We start from the raw sequence: 19,013 nt of genomic DNA, 5'->3' as shown, positions 1-19,013 counted from the left end.
CCAACGAGATCTTGGAGGGCGGTGGTGCGCCGGGTAGCGTGCCCGGCGTGATCGAACTGGTCGAGCGGCACACCGCCCTCGCCGTCATGGTCGGGTCGCGGGCGTACGGGTTGCACGGCCCGGATTCCGACCACGGCCGGCGCGGCGTGTACGTGGCACCGACCCGCGCCTTCTGGCGCCTGGACAAGCCACCCACCCACCTCGACGGGCCGGCGGCGGAGCAGTTCTCCTGGGAGTTCGAACGCTTCTGCGAGCTGGCCCTGCAGAGCAATCCGACGGTGCTGGAGGTGCTCTGGTCCCCGCTCGTCGAGACGATCACCGAGGACGGGCGACAGTTGCTGGCCACCCGGCACGCGTTCCTGTCACGGAGGGTGGCCCAGACCTACGGCGGCTACGCCCGGGATCAGCTCGACCGGGTGGCGGCCCGCCGCGAGCGCACCGGCGAGACGAACCACAAGCAGGCCATGCACATGATCCGGCTGCTGGTCGCCGGGGTGCACGTGCTGCGCACCGGGGAGATCCTGGTCGACGTGCGGCACCTGCGTGACCGGCTGCTCGCGGTGCGCCGAGGCGAGCTGTCCTGGGAGGCGGTCACCGGCTGGGCCGAGACCCTGCAAGCTGAACTCGCCGACGCGGCCGCCACCACCGCGCTGCCGGAACAACCCGACCGCGATGCCGTAGACCGGCTGCTCACCGCCGTACGGGAAAGGAACCTGGAGTGACCGTCGAGGTGCCGTCGTGGGCCGCCGAGGCCGCCCGGGAGCTACCCCGCCGACTGCTGTTCTGATGCTCGGAGGACGTATCCCTCTTCTGACACGTATCGTTCGTATTACGTGATACGCGGAGGCGCCATGAAGCTCAACAGCAAGGGGCAGGTCACCATCCCGGCCGCGCTGCGCGCCCGGTACGGGCTGCACGAGGGTGACGAGGTCGACGTGATCGAGGACGGCGGTGCGCTCCGAATCGTCCGGGTGAGCGGCGCGGAGAGTCGAGGGCAGCGCCTGGTGCGACACATGCGCGGGCGCGGTGGCACGAAGCAGACCGCCGGCATGTCCACCGACGACCTCATGGAGTTGCTGCGTGGGGATTGATCGGCTCCGCGCCGTCGCGCACCGGCCCATCGACTCGGCCACGACCCTGGTCGACACGAACGTGCTGCTCGACATCCTCACCGACGACGCCCGGTGGGCGAACTGGTCCAGCGAGTCACTGGCCGAGGCACGGGACAACGGGGCCCTGGTGATCAACCCCATTGTGTACGCCGAGGTGTCGGTCCGTCTCGACCGCATCGAGGACCTCGGCGAGGCGCTGCCGGCTGGTGACTTCCTTCGTGAGGAACTCCCGTATGCGGCCGGTTTCCTCGCGGGCAAGGCGTACGCGAGTTACCGAGCGCAGGGCGGCACCAAGAGGTCGCCGATAGCCGATTTCTACATCGGGGCACATGCGGCCGTGTGCGGATACCGTCTGCTGACCCGCGACGGGGCACGCTACCGGACGTATTTCCCAAAGCTGGAGTTGATCAGCCCGGCCGGTTGATCGCCCTACTTGAGTAGGGAGCGGTACAGGTCGAGGGTGCGGGCGGCGACGGCGTCCCAGGAGAAGTGTTCGACGGCGCGGTGCCGGCCGGCCCGGCCGAGTGCGGCGGCACGCTCGGGAGACGCCAGCAGCTCGTTCAGGCGGGCCGCCAGGTCGGCCTCGAAGCGTGCCGGGTCGACGGGTGTGCCGTCGAGGCCGGCCTGGTCGAGCGGGACCAGCAGGCCGGTCTCGCCGTCGGCGACCACCTCGGGGATGCCGCCGGTGGCGGTGGCCACCACCGCCGTCTCGCAGGCCATCGCCTCCAGGTTGACGATGCCCATCGGCTCGTACACCGACGGGCAGACGAAGATGGTGGCGTGCGTGAGCACCTGGATCACCTCGGGCTTGGGCAGCATCTCGGCCACCCAGACAACCCCGGAGCGCTTCTCCCGCAGCTCGGCGACCAGGCCCTCCACCTCGGCGGCGATCTCCGGGGTGTCCGGCGCGCCGGCCAGCAGCACCAGCTGGGTGTCCGCCGGCAGCTCGCGGGCGGCGCGCAGCAGGTGCGGCAGGCCCTTCTGCCGGGTGATCCGCCCGACGTAGACCACGCTGGGCAGGGCCGGGTCGATGCCGAGTCGCGCCAGCACGTCCGTGCCCGGATCCGGGGCGTACTGCGCGGTGTCGATGCCGTTGTAGATCACGTGCACCCGGTCCGGGTCCACCGACGGGTACGCGGCCAGCACGTCCCGCCGCATCCCCGCGCTGACCGCCACGATCGCGTCGGCCGCCTCGTACGCGGTGCGCTCACACCACGAGGAGAGCGCGTAGCCGCCGCCGAGCTGCTCGGCCTTCCACGGTCGCAGCGGCTCCAGGCTGTGCGCGGTCGCCACGTGCGGCACCCCGTACAGCAGCTTCGCGGTGTGCCCGGCCAGGTTCGCGTACCAGGTGTGGCTGTGCACCACGTCGGTGCCGGCACATCCGGCGGCCATCTCCAGGTCCACGCCCATGGTGCGCAGCGCGGCGTTCGCGCCGGTCAGGGCCGCCGGTTCGGCGTACGCCCGAACTCCCGGCTCGGTACGCGGCGCACCGAAGCAGTGCACCCGCACGTCGGTGATCCGGCGCAGCTCCCGGGCCAGGTACTCGACGTGCACCCCGGCGCCGCCGTAGACCTCCGGTGGGTACTCCCGGGTCAGCAGGTCCACGCGTAGCTGTGCGGAGTCGGTCATGCCCGGCACCCTAGTGCAGAATCCGGCGCCGCACCCGGCCGCGGAACTGTCCCGTACGAGTGGTGAACCGGCAGCGGTATGGATAGCGTCTGTTCATGGCTGCCAAGGTGCTCGCGATCGTCCTGGCCGGCGGAGAGGGCAAGCGCCTGATGCCGCTGACCACGGACCGGGCCAAGCCGGCCGTCCCGTTCGGCGGGATGTACCGCATGGTCGACTTCGTCCTCTCCAACCTGGCCAACGCCGGCTATCTGAAGATCGTCGTGTTGACCCAGTACAAATCCCACTCCCTCGACCGACACATCACCAAGACGTGGCGGATGTCGACGCTGCTTGGCAACTACGTCACGCCGGTGCCCGCGCAGCAGCGCCGTGGCCCCTGGTGGTTCGCCGGCTCCGCCGACGCGATCTACCAGAGCTTCAACCTGATCTACGACGAGCAGCCCGACTATGTGATCGTCTTCGGCGCCGACCACATCTACCGGATGGACCCCCGGCAGATGGTGGAGGACCACATCGCCTCCGGCGCCGGGGTGACCGTCGCCGGCATCCGGCAGCCGCTGTCGACGGCCGACCAGTTCGGCGTCATCGAGGTCGGCGAGGACGGCCGACGGATCCGGGCCTTCCGGGAGAAGCCCACCGACGCCGTGGGCCTGCCCGACGCGCCCGACGAGATCTACGCCTCGATGGGCAACTACGTCTTCACCACAAAGGCCCTGTGCGAGGCCGTGGAGCGCGACGCCGACGACAAGACCAGCAAGCACGACATGGGCGGCAGCATCATCCCGATGCTCGTCGAGCGCGGCGAGGCGAACGTCTACGACTTCCGCGACAACGAGGTGCCCGGCAGCACCGACCGGGACCGCGGCTACTGGCGCGACGTGGGAACCCTCGACTCGTTCTACGACGCGCACATGGATCTGATCAACGTCCACCCGGTGTTCAACCTCTACAACTTCGACTGGCCGATCTACACCGAGCAGCCCCCGTTCCCGCCGGCCAAGTTCGTGCACCAGTGGGGGGAGCGGGTCGGCCGGGCGGTCGCCTCGATGGTCTCGCCCGGCGCGGTGATCTCCGGCTCCCTGGTGGAGAACTCGATCGTCTCGCCGAAGGTGAAGGTCCACTCCTGGGCCCACGTGGACGGCTCCGTACTCATGGAAGGTGTCGAGATCGGCCGGCACGCGGTGGTCCGCCGGGCCATCCTCGACAAGAATGTCTACGTGCCCGAGGGCGCCGAGATCGGCGTGGACCTGGAACGGGACCGGCAGCGATACACGGTCTCCGACAACGGCATCGTGGTCATCGGCAAAGGACAGAAGGTAGAACCGTGAGCGCGAGGAGTGCAGCGCAGCGGAGCCCCGCAGTCGCGAACGAAAGGTCAATACAGCCTTGAGCAGTCATCCCCGTGCCGGGCAGCCCGCCGAGCCCGCCGACCTGGTCGACGTACCACGGTTGGTGACTGCCTACTACAGCGAGCATCCCGACCCGGCCGACCCGGCGCAGCAGGTCTCCTTCGGCACCTCCGGGCATCGCGGGTCGAGCCTGCGTAACGCCTTCAACTCCGACCACATCCTCGCCGTCACCCAGGCGCTCTGCGACTACCGACGGGAGCAGGGCGTCGATGGCCCGCTCTTCCTCGGCCGGGACACCCACGCGCTGTCCACCCCGGCGGCCGTCGACGCCCTGGAGGTGCTCGCCGCCAACGACGTCACCGTGCTGTTGGACAGCCGCGACGGTTACACCCCCACCCCGGCGGTGTCGCACGCCATCCTCACCCACAACCGGGGACGCACCAGCGCGCTCGCCGACGGCATCGTCATCACTCCGTCGCACAATCCGCCGGACGACGGCGGATTCAAGTACAACCCCACCCACGGCGGTCCGGCCGACTCCGACGTCACGCAGTGGATCCAGGACCGCGCGAACGCGATCCTGGCCGCCGGGCTCAAGGAGGTGCGCCGCATCCCGTACGCGCGGGCCCGCGCCGCCGACACCACCGACACGTACGACTTCCTCGGCCGCTACGTCGACGACCTGCCGGCGGTGCTCGACCTCGACGCGGTCCGCGCCGCCGGGGTGCGCATCGGCGCGGACCCGCTCGGCGGCGCCAGCGTCGACTACTGGGGCGAGATCGCCGACCGGCACCGCCTCGACCTGACCGTGGTCAACCCGAGCGTCGACCCGACCTGGCGGTTCATGACCCTCGACGGCGACGGCAAGATCCGGATGGACTGCTCGTCGCCGAACGCGATGGCCTCGCTCATCGCCCGGCGCGCCGAGTACCAGGTGGCCACCGGCAACGACGCCGACGCCGACCGGCACGGCATCGTCACCCCCGACGCCGGGCTGATGAACCCCAACCACTACCTGGCCGTCGCCATCGCCCACCTGTTCCGTACCCGCGACAACTGGGGCCCGGACGCGGCGGTCGGCAAGACCCTGGTCTCCTCCTCGATGATCGACCGGGTGGCCGCCGACCTCGGCCGACCGCTGCTGGAGGTGCCGGTCGGCTTCAAGTGGTTCGTGCCCGGGCTGCTGGACGGCGCGGTCGGCTTCGGCGGCGAGGAGAGCGCCGGCGCGTCCTTCCTGCGCCGCGACGGCGGCACCTGGACCACCGACAAGGACGGCATCCTGCTCTGCCTGCTCGCCGCCGAGATCATCGGCAGCACCGGGCGTACCCCGAGCGAGCACTGGGCCGAGCTGGCCGACCGCTTCGGCGCACCCGCGTACGCCCGCATCGACGCACCCGCCACCCGGGAGCAGAAGGCCGTGCTCGGCAAGCTCTCCCCGGAGCAGGTTAAGGCGACCGAGCTGGCCGGTGAGCCGATCACCGCCACGCTGACCACCGCCCCCGGCAACGGGGCGCCGATCGGTGGTCTGAAGGTGACGACGCAGAGCGGCTGGTTCGCCGCCCGCCCGTCCGGCACCGAGGACGTCTACAAGATCTACGCGGAGTCCTTCCAGGGCCCCGAGCACCTGGCTCGGGTGCAGCAGGAGGCCCAGGCCCTGGTCACCGACGTCCTCGACAACGCCTGACCGCATCACACCGGCAGCTCAGCGCGGTGGGGGCTGTTCGCGGCGGCCGAGTTGGCGGCGCAGATTTTCGGGGAGCAGCTCGCGGAGTTGCTCCGGCAGCAGCGGCAGGTCGAGCAGGCTCAGCTTGAGCTGACTGCGTTCCTGGTAGCGGGCCGGGTCGAGGCGGACCACCAGGCCCGCGTCGGTGCGGTAGCCGATGTCCACCGCACCGGAGGTCGACCCGTCCCGGATCACCTGGCCGTCCACCTCGATCGCGACCGGGACGGACCCGGGACGCAGTTCCAGCCGGACCCGTTCGTCGGAGGAGAGCACCACCGATCGCGAGATGCCGGACATCGGCGCGCTGGGGGTGACCACCACGGCACGCGTCGCGGGAGAGATCAGCGGCCCGCCGGCGGCGTAACTGTAGGCGGTCGACCCGCTGGGGGTGCTCACCACAAGCGCGTCACAGCGGTAGTAGCCGTACTGTTGCCCGTTCACCGCCAGGGTCGCGGTGACGAAGCCCTGACCGGGGCGGCGGATCAACGCGATGTCGTTGAACGCGACCACGTCGTCGCCGCACACGTCGCAGGCCAGACAGCTGTGTGACTCGACGGTGTACTCGCCGGCCAGCAGCCGGTCCAGCGCCGCCGGTAGCTCCGGCGGCTCCACCTCCACCAGAAACCCCAACTTGCCGAGGTGTACGCCGAGCACCGGCTTCGGATCCGGTACGGCCGCCCGCAGCGCGCCCAGCATCGTGCCGTCCCCGCCGACGCTGACCAGTACGTCCGCTCCGGCGGGGAGCTGGTCCTCCGGTACCGGGCGGACGGACTCGGGCACCCGTTGCCGGTCCTGTTCGCGTACCGTCAGCTCCACCTGGTGCCGCGCGGCCCAGGCGGCGATGGTGTCCACCACCGGGGACACGTCCCGGGTGGGGTGCAGCACCAGCCCGAGCCGGATGCGGTCCATGCCCACAGCTCATCACAGTCCGCACGCCCGTCATGCCGGTACGCGGCAAGGCGCGCCGGCGGTGGGACACCGCCGGCGCGCCTTGGACCGCCGCTACCGGCGCGGTCGACCGGTCAGGTGGGTCAGCGACCGGGCGACCAGCTCGTCGCGGGCCGCCGGTGCCAGCCCCTCCAGCCCGAAGCCCAGGTAGACGGTGTCCGGGGTGACCACCGCCGACCCTTCCTCGAACGCCTGCTGACTACGCGACCAGTCGTTGGCCGCCGGGGTGGACCCGGTCGGCGGACCGGCCACCGTCCAGCCGCCGAGGTCCGTCTCGAACGACGTCTCGGCGACGGTGGCCCCGTCGACCACGACCCGGGTGTCGTCGATGAACAGGCCGAGGCCCTGGGTGGCCCAGTCGCTGGCGTAGCTGATCGAGACCTCCACCTGCCCGCCCGCGTACCCGGACAGGTCGGCCACGAACTCCTTCCAGCCGTTGGAGGTGCCGGTCGCCGCGTGCCACTGGCCGGTGCTGCCGGTCGGCGAACAGTCCGCGCCCTGGTAGTGGGCGAGGAACGGGTGCAGTTCAGCCACCCAGCCGGAGGCGCAGCTGTCCCCGGTCTCCTGGGTCGTCAGGCCCCCGGCGTCCGGCAGGGTGGTCCAGTCGTCGGTGCCGACCGCACGCGCCTCGACGAACATGAAGTCCCAGTTCGTCTCGATGTCGAACGAGGTGAAGAAGCGCAGCTCGGCGCTGCTCGCCCCGGTCAGGTCCACGGTCCTGGTGAGCCGCTTGTAGGACTCGTCGGACTGCCCGCTGAACAGGTACCACTCGCCGGTACGTGGATCGAACGGCGCGCCGCCCGGACGACCCCAGCCCACCGGAGCGGAGCTGGCGAACTGTGGGAACTGGGCCGGCGGCAGGAAACTCGACGTGGTCAGGAACGACGCGGTGTGGTCCTGGTTGCCCGCCGAGCCGTCGGCGTTGAGCGCGCCGGTGAACCCCGCGAACCGGCCCTCCTCGCCGAGCACCGGGTACGGCTGCCCGTCGGGTGACGTGCCGCCGTCACTGACGTAGTTGTACGCCCCGAGCCAGTACTGCTGGAAGTCGTTCAGCAGCGGTAGGCAGGCCGGATCGTCCGCGTCGGTGCACTCCGGCGGGGCGTCCGGCAGGTAGCCGTACGATCCGTTGGCCGCCTGGGCGTAGAGCGCGTACTTGCCGCTGACCAGCAGCTTGCCGCCCTCGTTGAGGTAGTCCCGGACGGACAGCTCGATGTCCACCGCCGCCTTCGCCACGGTGCCCGGCACCTGGCCGGGCTCGCGCAGGATGATGTCGTCGCCGGTCTCCCAGACCACCGCGTCGTAGTGCGACAGCACACCCAGATGGTGCGGGGCGGTACGCCCCATCGCGTCGAAGTCGTACACGTTGCTGCTGCGCCCGGCGGCCTTCAACGAGGCGGCGATCTCGTCGGCGTACTTCGCGGTGGTGGTGTCCTGGGCGGGGCTGACGCCGGTGACGTCCTCCACGGCCAGCACCAGCACGTCCCCACCGATGTCGTCGTGCACCCGGTAGCTGAAGCGCTCACTGCTGACCTTGCCCCGGCCCGGTCTGGTAGCGGTGAACCAGACCCGCACCCGGTCGCCGGGTCGGGCACCGGTGACCTTGCCGCGCAGTTCGGCGAAGTAGTCGTTGTGGGTGTCGCCGTAGCGTTCACCGCCGCGCCACTCGCGGACCCGGGTGGACTTCGCCCGGCCCCCGTTGATCGACCAGTTCAGCTTGACGTTCTTCAGTGAGCGCCGGGTGATCGCGGCGACCTGCTGGTTCCGGCCGTACGACACGTCGAAAGCGTCCACCACGAAGTCCGGGGTGCTGCGGCCGACCACCGAGACCGGATCGTCAGGCCGGTGCGCCGACTTCGCCACCGACAGGGCGAACGGAATGTTCTTGGCCACCTCGGCGGCGATCAGCTCCTCGTCGTCGGGGAAGGTGAAGACGCTGACGCAGTCCTCCGGCAGCCACTGGTCGTCCGGATCCGACTCGGCCGCCGCCTGACAGGTGGACATCTCCGGAGTGAAGCCCAGCGTGCCGTAGCGCACCGTGGCGTGGCTGTCCGTGTCGCCGTTGGTGGTGTAAAGCTCGGCGGAGATGTCCGGGTCGTAGCCCGGCACCGCCGGGTTCGCGTCGTCGCCGACCATCGCCTCGTAGATCACGTCGTCGGGGGTTGGCGTGGCCACCTGCCAGCCGACGCCGTACAGCAGCAACTGCGCGGCAGAGTGGTAGTTGACGAAGAACTCGAACCTGAGCCGCTTGAACAACGCGTCCAGCGCCTTCGTCTCCGGCTCCGAGTTGGGACCCGGCCCCCGGTAGGTGTCACTGGCCGGATCCGGCGATGACCCCTCGTTGTCGTAGCCCCACTTGTAGCTGAAGTTACGGTTCAGGTCGACGCCGTCGGCTCCGGTGATCTGGCCGTCGCCGTTGTTGTCGCGCAGGTTCTTGCGCCACAGCCGGTTGCCGGGGGTGAAGGTGTGGTCGTAGCCGTCCGGGTTGAGCACCGGTATGAACCACAGCTCGGTGGTGTCCACCAGCCGGGTGATCTCCCGGTCGGAGCCGTAGCCGGTCAGCACGTGGTGCATCAACCGGCGGGTCATCTCCGGCGTGATCCACTCCCGGGCGTGCTGGGTGCCGCCGTAGAGCACCGCCGGCCGCTTGCCGTCCTTGATCTTCTTCGCGTCCTTGGTGACCTTGATCGCGAGGATCGGCTTGCCCTGCGCCGACCGACCGATGCTCTGCACCTTAGTCAGCTTCGGATAACGGGCCGCCGTCGCGGTGATCTCGTCGCGGATGCCGCCCGGCTCGCTGTACGACCGGAAGGCCCGCCAACCCGCCGCGGCCTGCTCCCGCAGCACCTGCGAGGCATCCCTGCCGTGGACCTTCTTGACCTTGAGATCGACACCCTTGTGGGCCAGCCGGGCGGCCTCACCCCGGCTGAGTACCGTCTCGATCTCTGTCTTGCCGGACTGGTCGGGCGTCGCGCCGTGCCCGAGGTCGACACCGGCCTCCCGCAACTGGTGCAGCTGCGCGGGATCGACCGTGCCGACGTACACCTCCAAGCCGTCTCGGCCGTCGCGACCGCCCGGATCGGACGGTGGCCGTGCGCTCGCCGGTGCGGTCAGCACCAGCGCACCGACCAGAGTGAACACGCCGGCGATCGCCAGCCGTGTGCGCCTCATCCTGCCCCCTTTGATCGAAGGACTTCTGCGGCGAGCCTTGTGCCGGCCCCTACGCATGTCAATACATTCGGCGTAACATCCCGCTGCGGGTGGTCGGTGCAGTTAATCGCGCATTTCGCCGCACTCCGCATCAGCCCGATCGGTGCCAGGCACGGTGCGACCGGAGGCGCAGCGAAATCGACTTCACCAGGTCATGGGGCCGTGACGGACCCCGGCACCGATGCCTGCTCAGTGCCGATTGGCGCATCCGCCGTCCCCACGGCCGGTGCTGATCGACCGCGTCGGCGCCGCGCGGCGCCGACCAGAATGGCGACCGCGACGGACACCTCCGCTATACCAGCCGCTGCTGCGGTTCCGGTCGGCGTGAGCTCTGCGAACTGGGCGGCCAGCCCAACCAGAACGATGATGGCAAGGGCAATGGCCGTCCGGGTCGCAGCGCGGTAGTCGCCGTCGCCGATTCGGCTCAGGGCGAAGGCCCGATTCACGGTGGCGAACGGAAGGGCGATCGCGAGCATTTGTAACCAAACTGCAGCCCCGGCAACGTCTAGATCGAGCACGTCAGAGGTGAGCCAGGGCGCGAAGCCGACGATGCCTGCCGAGATCACGAGTGCGGCTGCCGTCGTGATGACTTCGGCCTCGCGGCTGACGGGGCGTGGTGGCCCGATCCGATGGCGGCGGCGGGTCCGCATCGCCATCGGCACCCGGAGGCCACTGAACACGACCGCCACCAGCGCCTGGTAAATGCTGACCAGGGCCCCGTAGCAGCCCACCACGTGTGGACTGGCGACCAGAGATAGCGCTAGGGTCCCGGCTCGAGCGCTGAACGCATCCCCGATGCTGTAACCCATCAGCCTGCGGTTCAGCCTGAACGCCCCCTTTGCCGCCCGGACGGACAGCCCCGACCAGATCGGCGGAGCTCCGTTCCCGGCCCGGCGAACGAGAATCTCGACGGAGAGCAGGTAGACGCCGGCCCCGGTGGCCAAGGCTGCGGTCAACGGGACGCCGCCGACCAGCAGTCCGAGAGCCAACAGCCGGGTGCCGGTCGAGGCGGCGGAGACGCCGACGAACCGCAGCTGCCGGATCAGATCGCTGTAGCGCAGCTCGGCGAGGCTGTTGAGCATTAGCACGCATCCGGCCGCGATCAGAGCCGTGCTTGCGTAGCCCCGCGCTGCGTAAAGGCCGGAGAGCAGGCATGTGGCGGCTGCCATCACCGGCAACGCAATCAGCAGGCGTTGACTGCGTGCGGCCAGACGCTCGTGCTCGGTCCCGGAGACGTACAGCAGTGACGAACCACCCATCACCAGAATCGCGATCCAGGTCAGGGCCGCAGTCATGACGCTGTAAGCAGCAATCTGCCCGGTTTGGCCCTGTCGCGCCGCGTATGCCAACATTGCCGCGTTCAGTAGGCCATTGGCCAGACTGCTCGCCGATGTGACCAGGGTGTTGGCGCGGAGCTTGCTGTTGCCGGCTCGGAGGGACTGTGCCGTGACGTTGACCGTGGTTGGCATCCGTTCGGCCGTCAACCGAGCAGCCGGATCTGGTCGAGAATGTTCGGGCCGCGTGCCTCGGCGCGCCACGACCGGTAGGCGTCACCGGCTGCGCGGCGCGCGGCGAGCCGCTCGGTCGGCGTCCGCCTGGCCAACTGGTCGAGTTGCTCGGCGAGAGCAGCCGGCGTGAGGTCCGCCAGCACGATGCCGCCACCCGCGCGAAGCAGCGAACTCCACGGCGTCTGGTCCGAACAGATGACCGGACAGGACGCGGACAGGCTCTCGGCGATCACGTGCCCGAAGTTCTCACCCTGTGTCGGAAAGACGAACGCGTCGTACCCGGCGAAGGTGGATGGCACATCTCCAGGCCTGAGCTCACCCCCGTAGGCGAGGGTCACCGCAGGGGGAAGCTGCCGGGCAAGGTCCTGGCATTCGGCCCAGTACGCGGGGTCCTCAACAGGACCGTACAGATCAAAAATTACCGGCCGGGTAATCCGGGCGAGAGCAAGGATCGTCAATGACAGGTTTTTGATCGGGTTAATTCGCCCGATGAAGACTAGCCGCAGCGGGCCGTCGAGCTCGACGGGTGCCATGGGTTCAAGAGGGAGCGCCACGTCGACTTGCCGGGTCTCTATCCGCGCCCGGGGAAAGACTTGGGCGATCGATTGCGCCTCGCGATCGCTGGTGGCGTGCCAGCGTACTCTCGACGACTTGATGAGCGGTCGCCACACCCTCAGAAACAACCGCTTTTTGAAGCTCTTCACCTTCAGCGCGCTCGGTGAGAGTTCACCCCGAGGGGCAATGAGAATCTCCCTCACCCGTAGGAGGCCGATGCGCGTGGCGACGATGGGCACGACCGCGAAGGTCGCCCACAGGCTGTTCACATATAGAAGGTCGAACATGGTGGACCGTAGCGTGCGGAGGATTCGGTACAACTGCCTACGGTTCTTCGCGTCGAGATAGTAGATTCGAGCCTGTCGACGCCGGACCCACTGGCCGGAGAGCCCGGAGTACGGCTGGTCGCAGCCAAGGTCCCGGTCTCTCGTGACCATCGTCACCTCGACGGCTGCCGACACGTCGTCCAGTAGTTTGGCCACGGAGCGTACCGGACCTCCGGCCCGGAATCCGGGCTCGAAGAAGTCGCACGTCAGCAGGACGCGATAGGGCTGCTTTGGTGACCCTGCTTGGGTCGGCCAGCCCGACTGGTCGATCAGTCGTGTCGGCTGGAAAGTGGTATTAGCAAGGCGTGCGCTGCGAATATTTCTCGCGGCTGCAGTGGTGTGCTCTTCGGCTGCATATCCGGGGTTTTCAGCCACGTCTGGCCAACGAGTGAGAGCTCCAGAGGTGACGCCTCAATTGCGCCATCCGCCCTTTTGATCGACCGGCTTCGGGAGCGACTTCCGGCTAAAGTCGACGGTCATGGCAGCATCCATCGAACCGGTGTCTATGGTGGCGGAAGGACGACGTGGGCCGTTGCGGAGTTCCTCCCGCGGAATCCACGCATTCCGGGTCACCCGGCGCCCGACGAGTATTCTCAGGCGGGGCTTCGTCGGTTCGACCTGGCTGGTCGCGGGCGCGCTGTGCTTCGTCCTCGACGGTGTCGAGTCGGCCGGCTGGCCTCGTCAGGGTGCCCTCGTACTGAGTGCCCTGTCGGCTCTGTTCGGGCTATGGGTCTTCTGGCGCGACGGTGCCTGCCGGATCACGGCAGTCGGCCTCTACCATCTGGCCTTCGCCCTCTTCGTCGGTTTCAGCGGGCTCTACCAGGTGGCGCGGGCATGGTCGGATGCTGCGGGAGCCTCCCTGTTCCCTGCGCTGGCGATCTGCTATTTCGTGCAGGTGACGACCTGGTTGCTCTTCTGGAGTGGGCTTGGGATACCCGATCTTCCGCCGGACGCCGGCCAAGCGGACGGCCGGACGGCCGGCTGGGCAATGCGGTGCGGTGCCGTCCTGCTGACGCTGGCGGTGGCCGGATCGACAATGATTCCCGGATCGGTACCGCTGGTGAACTCGGCCGGCTTCATCGGGGTCCTGCTCCTGTCCGCGGGCTTGCTGGGAGGGCCGATGCGCCGCTGGCTCCCGCTGGGCGCAGTGGTCATCGGAGTCGCCTTCGCGATCTATTTCATATACCTCTTCAACGGCTTTGGTCGTCTTGTTCTCGGGGCGCTCGCACTAGCCCTACTGGTGATCGCGGCCCACCGTGACCGACGGCGACTCACGAAGTCTCTCGTGTTGCTCGGCGCGGCCCCGGTCCTGCTGTTTCTTGCGGGGTTACGCGCCAGCGACGCCTCGGCGTCTCCTGGGGTGGAGGAGGACGGCTTCGAGTCGGCCGTCAGCCCGCTGCACTCGTTTGCCCAGCTACTCGACCTCCACGCGATGGGGTCGCTGCCTATGGCAATGGGAGAGACCTTCCTCAACGCGGCGGTCGGCTTGATTCCCCGCGCGATCTGGCCGGAAAAGCCGGTCGGGTTCGGTGCCGACCTGGTCCCGTTCCTGTCGCCCGAGTTGGCTGGTACGGCGCATTCCGAGGCCGCCCTATGGCATGGTGAGTGGCTGTTCAACTTCGGGCTGCCAGGGCTGGCCCTGATGATTCCGGTCACTGGCCTTGTGGTCCGTGCTATCGATTGGCTGCTGCTCCGCGCTTCATCGAAGCCGCTTGACCGGCCATCCGCGGTCGGCGTCTACGCCGGGACGATCCTCGCCGCCGTCGGTCTGTTCGACCTCGTCTGGGTGGGCAGTTTCACGTACGTGGTGCGCACCGGCGGTCGCCTGTTGGTGCTGCTCGCCGTGCTCCTGCTGTTGGCCTGGGGCGCGAGTCGTCTTCGCACCTCCGGCCACGCAGCGGAGTCGTACTCGGTCGCAGGTTCCCGTCGTGCTGGTTCCCATCGTGCCGGTGGCGGAGCCCGGGCCGAACGCCGATCGGCGATGCTACAGCGCTCCTGCTCAAGCGGTCGTTTTAGTGGCCTGTGACGTTTCCGGAGATTGGCTGGCTCGTTTTTCGTCACGTGGCTGTCCGACCGACTGCGGCGGGCGTCTCGGCGACGACGAACGGAGCATCAGTGACTTCAACGACGACCGGCAGTTGTGTCCTCATCACCGGTGGCACCGGATCCTTTGGCCAGACGATGGTTCGTCATCTGCTCGCCCGCGGCGTCGACGAGGTCCGCGTGCTCAGCCGTGATGAGGCCAAACAGGACGCGATGCGGCGGCTCATCGGTGATCGACGAGTGCGCTACTACATGGGAGACGTCCGCGACCACGAATCGGTGTTGCACGCGAGTCGCGGCGTCCACCACATCTTCCACGCGGCGGCGCTGAAGCAGGTCCCGTCCTGCGAGTTCTTCCCCCTGGAGGCGGTGCGTACCAACGTGCATGGCACTGCCAACGTGGTGGATGCCGCCCACCGCAACGGTGTTGAGTCGGTGGTCGTGCTGAGCACCGACAAGGCGGTGCGCCCGGTCAATGCCATGGGCATGAGCAAAGCTCTGATGGAGAAGGTCGTGCAGGCGCACGCCCGGAACAACCCGGACAGCGCCACAGTCGTCTCCTGTGTTCGCTACGGCAACGTCATGTACTCGCGTGGATCGGTGATCCCGATGTTCATAGAACAAATTAAGGCCGGCCGTCCCCCCACCGTCACCGACCCCACCATGACCCGCTTCCTGATGTCCCTGACCGACTCGGTGGCGCTGGTGGAGCACGCCTTTCAACATGCCCGACCAGGTGACGTGTTCATCCGCAAGGCTGTCGCCTGCACCATCGGAGATCTCGCCGAAGCCGTCTGTCAACTTTTCGATGTGCCCGCGAAACTCGACGTCATTGGCATCCGGCACGGTGAGAAACGGCACGAGACGCTGGCCAGCCGGGAGGATTTGGCCCGTGCCGAGGACTTCGGCGAGTTCTTCAGAGTGCCGCTGGACGCCCGAGACCTGAACTACGCCCTCTACATCTCCGAGGGAGATCTGGGCGGCGCCTCGGCTGCGGACTTCGATTCCGCCAATGCGCTGCGGCTGAGCGTTTCCGAGATCGTGGAACTGTTGCTGACGCTGCCCGAGGTCCGCGTGGAACTGGACCTGTCGGATGCGGTGCCGGCATGCTGAGGTTGGCCATCACCGGCGCCGACGGCTTCCTCGGCTGGCATGTGCGGGTGTTGGTCCGGGCTCTCGGCTGGCCCGAGCCGGTCTGTCTGGGCCCCACCGAACTGGCCGATCCGCAACGTGCCAGCGAGCTGCTGTCCGGGGTGGATCGCGTACTACACCTGGCGGGGCGCAACCGGGGCGAGCCCGACGAGGTAGCCGCAGGTAGTTTGCGGGCCACCGCGCAACTGGCCGCCGCGCTACGAGCCGCCGATATCGCCCCGACCACGGTGGTCTATGCCAACTCGGTGCAGGCTGGGAACGGCACGCCGTACGGTGACGCGAAGGCCACCTCCGCCCGACTGCTCGCCGACACCGGACTGCCGCTCGATGACGTGAGGCTGCCCAACCTCTACGGCGAACACGGTCGCCCGTGGTACAACTCCGTCGTCGCGACATTCTGTCGGGTCCTAGCCGACGGTGGGCAGCCTGAGGTGCATGCGGATCGGGAACTCGATTTGGTGCACGTGACCGACGCCGCAGCCCGGCTGGCGGGGGTGCCGGTCGGTGGCTCCTGGGATCCGCGCATGCCCGTGCTTCGGGTCGGCGTACGCGAACTGGCCGAGCGGCTGGCGGCGACAGCGGCGACCTATCGCAACGGAGAGTTGCCTCTGCTGCGCGACCGACACGAGGTACGGCTATTCAACACCTACCGGTCGCACTGCTTCCCGGTGCACTACCCGCTGCCGTTGCCCCGCCGGGGCGACGCACGCGGTGATCTCGTAGAGACGGTCAGGACGCACGGCGGCGGCCAGACGTTCTGCTCGACGTCGTATCCAGCGGTCGCCCGGGGTGAACACTTCCACCTTGCCAAAATGGAGCGGTTCGTGGTGCTGCGCGGCTCCGCGGAGATCAGCCTCCGGCGCGTCGGCCACACCGAGGTGTTGCGGTTCACCGTGACCGGTGACGAACCGGTGGCAGTAGACATGCCGACCATGTGGGTGCACAAGCTGGTCAACACCGGTGACCACGAATTGGTCACCCTGTTCTGGACCAACGAGCTGTTCGACCCCACGCGCCCGGACACTTGGCCCGAGCCGGTGGACGCGGCAGTGCCGGCGCAGGCTGCGGTCGCCGTATGAAGATTGGCGTCGTCAGCCAGTGGTATCCCCCGGAGGGGGTGTTCATCCCGGGCAGCCTGGCACAGGGGTTGGCCGGTCGAGGACACACCGTCCGGGTGCTCACCACCTTTCCGAACTATCCGTACGGCCGCATCTTCCCGGGATGGAAACAGCGCTGGAGACATCGGGAGACCGACGGGCCAGTAGCGGTACGACGGGTGCCCGCGTATCCCAGCCATGACACCTCGGCGACCCGGCGGGCGCTCAGTCACCTTTCCTTTGGCGCCAGTAGCGTTGTGGCCGGTTCAGCGTGGTTGGCCGGAGTGGACGTCACATACGTCTACCATCCTCCGCCGACCGCGATTGCCCTCGCCGCCCTGTTACGCGCGACACGGCGTACTCCCGTCGTCCTGCATGTGCAGGACCTGTGGCCGGATGCGGTGACTGGGTCAGGCATGGCATCCGTCGGCCGACTGGGACGAGCGCTGGAGACGGGCATCGGGGCATTGATGCGGACCGCCTATCGGACCGCCGACGTGATCGTGACGATCTCACCGGTCATGGCGGAGCAGGTGGTTGCCCGCGGCGCGGACCCCGACCGGGTCAGAGTGGTTTTGAATTGGACCGACGACTCTCTGTTCCGGCCGGTGCCGGTCACGCCGGAAGCGCGGTCGGTCCTGGGACACCGCGGTCGCTGCACCGTCATGTTCGCTGGGAACCTCGGACTCCTACAGGGGCTCGACACCGCAGTTCGTGCCGCCGCAGCAGTCCGTGAGCGGATGGACTTGGTCCTGGTCGGCTCCGGTGCCGACGAGGACCAGATCCGACGGCTCGCCGTGGAGTCGGGCGCCGACAACGTGCGATTCGTGGGCCGCCGGCCGGCGAACGAGATGGCCGCGCTGTACGCGGCGGCCGATTTTCAGCTGATCTGCCTGCGGGACTTGCCAGAGCTGCGCGGCGCGACCCCGTCCAAGCTGCAGGCCGCGATGGCCTGCGGTGTGCCGGTCATCGCATCGGTCGCAGGAGACGCGGCGGCGCTCATCCAATCGAGCGGCGGTGGACTCGTCAGCCGGCCGGGGGACTGGCGGGCCTTGGCCGCCCGCTTCGCCGAGGCCGCCGCGCTGCCCCGGCAACGTCGTGACGAAATGGGACGCCAGGCCCGACAGGTCTATCAGGACCGGATGTCGCTGCGCGTCGGCGTCGACCAGTTCGAGGACATCCTCGCCAAGTTGAACACGCGCAGGGGGCGCAGATGACACGCATTATGACAGTGGTGGGGACTCGGCCTGAGATCATCCGGCTGTCCCGGGTCATCAGCCGGCTCGACGACACCGTGGACCACTCGCTGGTGCACACCGGACAAAATTGGGACAAAACTCTCTCCGACGTCTTCTTCACCGAACTGAGGCTGCGCGAGCCGGACCGTTTCCTGCGGGTGGACACGTCCTCGTTGGGGCGGGTGCTGGGTGGCGTGCTGGTCGGAGTCGAGGCGGCCATCGCCGACCTGCGGCCGGATGCGCTCCTGGTGCTGGGGGACACCAACAGCTGTATCGCCGCCTTGATGGCACGGCGGCTGCGCGTACCGGTCTACCACATGGAGGCCGGAAATCGCTGCTTCGACCTCAACGTGCCGGAGGAAACTAACCGTCGGCTGGTCGACCACGTCGCCGACTTCAACCTCGTTTACACCGAACACGCGCGACGCAATCTCCTCGCCGAAGGTCTGCATCCGCGCCGGATCCTGCACACCGGGTCGCCGATGCGCGAGGTGCTGGAGCACTACCGGCCCCAGATCGAGAGGTCTCGGGTCCTCAACCAGCTCGACCTGACCTCCGGCCGCTATGTCATGGTGAGCGCTCACCGGGAGGAGAATGTCGATGATCCCGCTCGGCTGCGGCGGCTGCTCGACTGCCTCGCCGCAGTCCGGGACCGCTGGGGCCACCCGGTGCTGGTTTCCACCCATCCGCGTACCCGTAAGCGGCTTGAGGCCCTGGCACCCGACGCTACCGTGCTGGACGGCATCGCATTTCACGAACCGTTCGGGCTGATCGACTACGTACATCTGCAGTCCCGCGCATTCTGCACCCTGTCGGACAGCGGGACCATAAGTGAGGAATCAGCTATCCTCGGTTTCCCGGCGGTCACTCTGCGGGAGTCGATTGAACGTCCTGAGGCGCTGGACACCGGCGGCATCATCATGACCGGCCTGGATTCGGCGGGCGTGGTCGAGGCCGTGAAAGTCACCGTTGAGCAGGTCGCCGCCGACGGAGTTTCCTGTCCGGCCGATTACCGGGTGCCGGACACCTCCCGGCGGGTGGTGGATTTCATCTTGTCCACGGTCCGACGGCACCACGAGTGGGCGGGCATCCGCCGCTAGACCGCGCTTGAGAAGTCCGGGGCCGG

15 protein-coding genes are annotated in these 19,013 nt (G+C 68.4%); 10 read left to right on the top strand and 5 right to left on the bottom strand.

From position 1 onward, the window contains the following. Positions 1-47: 47 nt before the first annotated feature. The 3 genes from ENC19_RS01355 (at position 48) to ENC19_RS01345 (ending at position 1,536) form a co-directional block, all read left to right on the top strand. Complete coding sequence (locus ENC19_RS01355) at positions 48-722, top strand: nucleotidyltransferase domain-containing protein (protein ID WP_164445329.1); 675 nt, start codon at positions 48-50, stop codon at positions 720-722. Positions 723-851: 129 nt separating this feature from the next. Continuing rightward, complete coding sequence (locus ENC19_RS01350) at positions 852-1,091, top strand: AbrB/MazE/SpoVT family DNA-binding domain-containing protein (protein WP_164445328.1); 240 nt, start codon at positions 852-854, stop codon at positions 1,089-1,091. Then, positions 1,081-1,536, top strand: coding sequence for a type II toxin-antitoxin system VapC family toxin (locus ENC19_RS01345; protein ID WP_164445327.1), 456 nt, complete (start codon positions 1,081-1,083; stop codon positions 1,534-1,536). The genes ENC19_RS01350 and ENC19_RS01345 overlap by 11 nt, the downstream gene beginning before the upstream one ends. 5 nt (positions 1,537-1,541) lie before the next feature. Here ENC19_RS01345 and glgA read toward each other — a convergent pair whose 3' ends face one another. Next, positions 1,542-2,741: a glycogen synthase gene (gene glgA / locus ENC19_RS01340; protein ID WP_164445326.1), complete on the bottom strand. Its 1,200-nt coding sequence runs from the start codon at positions 2,739-2,741 to the stop codon at positions 1,542-1,544. Positions 2,742-2,836: 95 nt separating this feature from the next. Between glgA and glgC the strand changes: the two genes are divergently transcribed. Both glgC and pgm read left to right on the top strand, forming a co-directional pair. Further along, on the top strand, positions 2,837-4,069 hold the full coding sequence (gene glgC, locus ENC19_RS01335; protein ID WP_164445325.1) for a glucose-1-phosphate adenylyltransferase: 1,233 nt from the start codon (positions 2,837-2,839) through the stop codon (positions 4,067-4,069). Between the two features lie 58 nt (positions 4,070-4,127). Beyond that, on the top strand, positions 4,128-5,774 hold the full coding sequence (gene pgm / locus ENC19_RS01330; protein ID WP_164445324.1) for a phosphoglucomutase (alpha-D-glucose-1,6-bisphosphate-dependent): 1,647 nt from the start codon (positions 4,128-4,130) through the stop codon (positions 5,772-5,774). 18 nt (positions 5,775-5,792) lie between these two features. On the opposite strand, the gene ENC19_RS01325 is transcribed toward pgm, so the two are convergent. From ENC19_RS01325 to ENC19_RS31190, 4 genes are all read right to left on the bottom strand, one after another. Next, a complete protein-coding gene (locus ENC19_RS01325) occupies positions 5,793-6,722 on the bottom strand; it encodes an NAD(+)/NADH kinase (RefSeq protein WP_164445323.1) in 930 nt (309 codons plus the stop codon). A 93-nt stretch (positions 6,723-6,815) separates the two neighbouring features. Then, the gene (locus ENC19_RS01320; protein WP_164445322.1) at positions 6,816-9,929 is read right to left on the bottom strand and encodes a M14 family metallopeptidase; all 3,114 of its coding nucleotides are present in this window, start codon (positions 9,927-9,929) and stop codon (positions 6,816-6,818) included. Between the two features lie 191 nt (positions 9,930-10,120). Next, positions 10,121-11,452 (bottom strand): lipopolysaccharide biosynthesis protein, encoded by a 1,332-nt coding sequence (locus ENC19_RS01315; RefSeq protein ID WP_164445321.1) that lies wholly within the window; start codon positions 11,450-11,452, stop codon positions 10,121-10,123. Beyond that, a complete protein-coding gene (locus tag ENC19_RS31190; protein ID WP_164445320.1) occupies positions 11,449-12,513 on the bottom strand; it encodes a glycosyltransferase in 1,065 nt (354 codons plus the stop codon). Before ENC19_RS31190 ends, ENC19_RS01315 begins: the two co-directional genes overlap by 4 nt. Before the next feature lie 322 nt (positions 12,514-12,835). Between ENC19_RS31190 and ENC19_RS01305 the strand changes: the two genes are divergently transcribed. The 5 genes from ENC19_RS01305 (at position 12,836) to wecB (ending at position 18,987) form a co-directional block, all read left to right on the top strand. After that, positions 12,836-14,383 (top strand): hypothetical protein, encoded by a 1,548-nt coding sequence (locus ENC19_RS01305; RefSeq protein ID WP_164445319.1) that lies wholly within the window; start codon positions 12,836-12,838, stop codon positions 14,381-14,383. An 89-nt stretch (positions 14,384-14,472) separates the two neighbouring features. Then, complete coding sequence (locus ENC19_RS01300) at positions 14,473-15,513, top strand: polysaccharide biosynthesis protein (RefSeq protein ID WP_164445318.1); 1,041 nt, start codon at positions 14,473-14,475, stop codon at positions 15,511-15,513. Then, a complete protein-coding gene (locus tag ENC19_RS01295) occupies positions 15,507-16,631 on the top strand; it encodes a polysaccharide biosynthesis C-terminal domain-containing protein (protein WP_164445317.1) in 1,125 nt (374 codons plus the stop codon). The genes ENC19_RS01300 and ENC19_RS01295 overlap by 7 nt, the downstream gene beginning before the upstream one ends. Beyond that, complete coding sequence (locus ENC19_RS01290; RefSeq protein ID WP_164445316.1) at positions 16,628-17,866, top strand: glycosyltransferase family 4 protein; 1,239 nt, start codon at positions 16,628-16,630, stop codon at positions 17,864-17,866. Before ENC19_RS01295 ends, ENC19_RS01290 begins: the two co-directional genes overlap by 4 nt. After that, the gene (gene wecB / locus ENC19_RS01285; RefSeq protein ID WP_164445315.1) at positions 17,863-18,987 is read left to right on the top strand and encodes a non-hydrolyzing UDP-N-acetylglucosamine 2-epimerase; all 1,125 of its coding nucleotides are present in this window, start codon (positions 17,863-17,865) and stop codon (positions 18,985-18,987) included. The genes ENC19_RS01290 and wecB overlap by 4 nt, the downstream gene beginning before the upstream one ends. Positions 18,988-19,013: the final 26 nt, after the last annotated feature.

The organism is Verrucosispora sioxanthis (genome assembly GCF_010560025.1).
Classification (GTDB): domain Bacteria; phylum Actinomycetota; class Actinomycetes; order Mycobacteriales; family Micromonosporaceae; genus Micromonospora; species Micromonospora palythoicola.
This window is presented reverse-complemented; position numbering and strand designations above follow the sequence as displayed.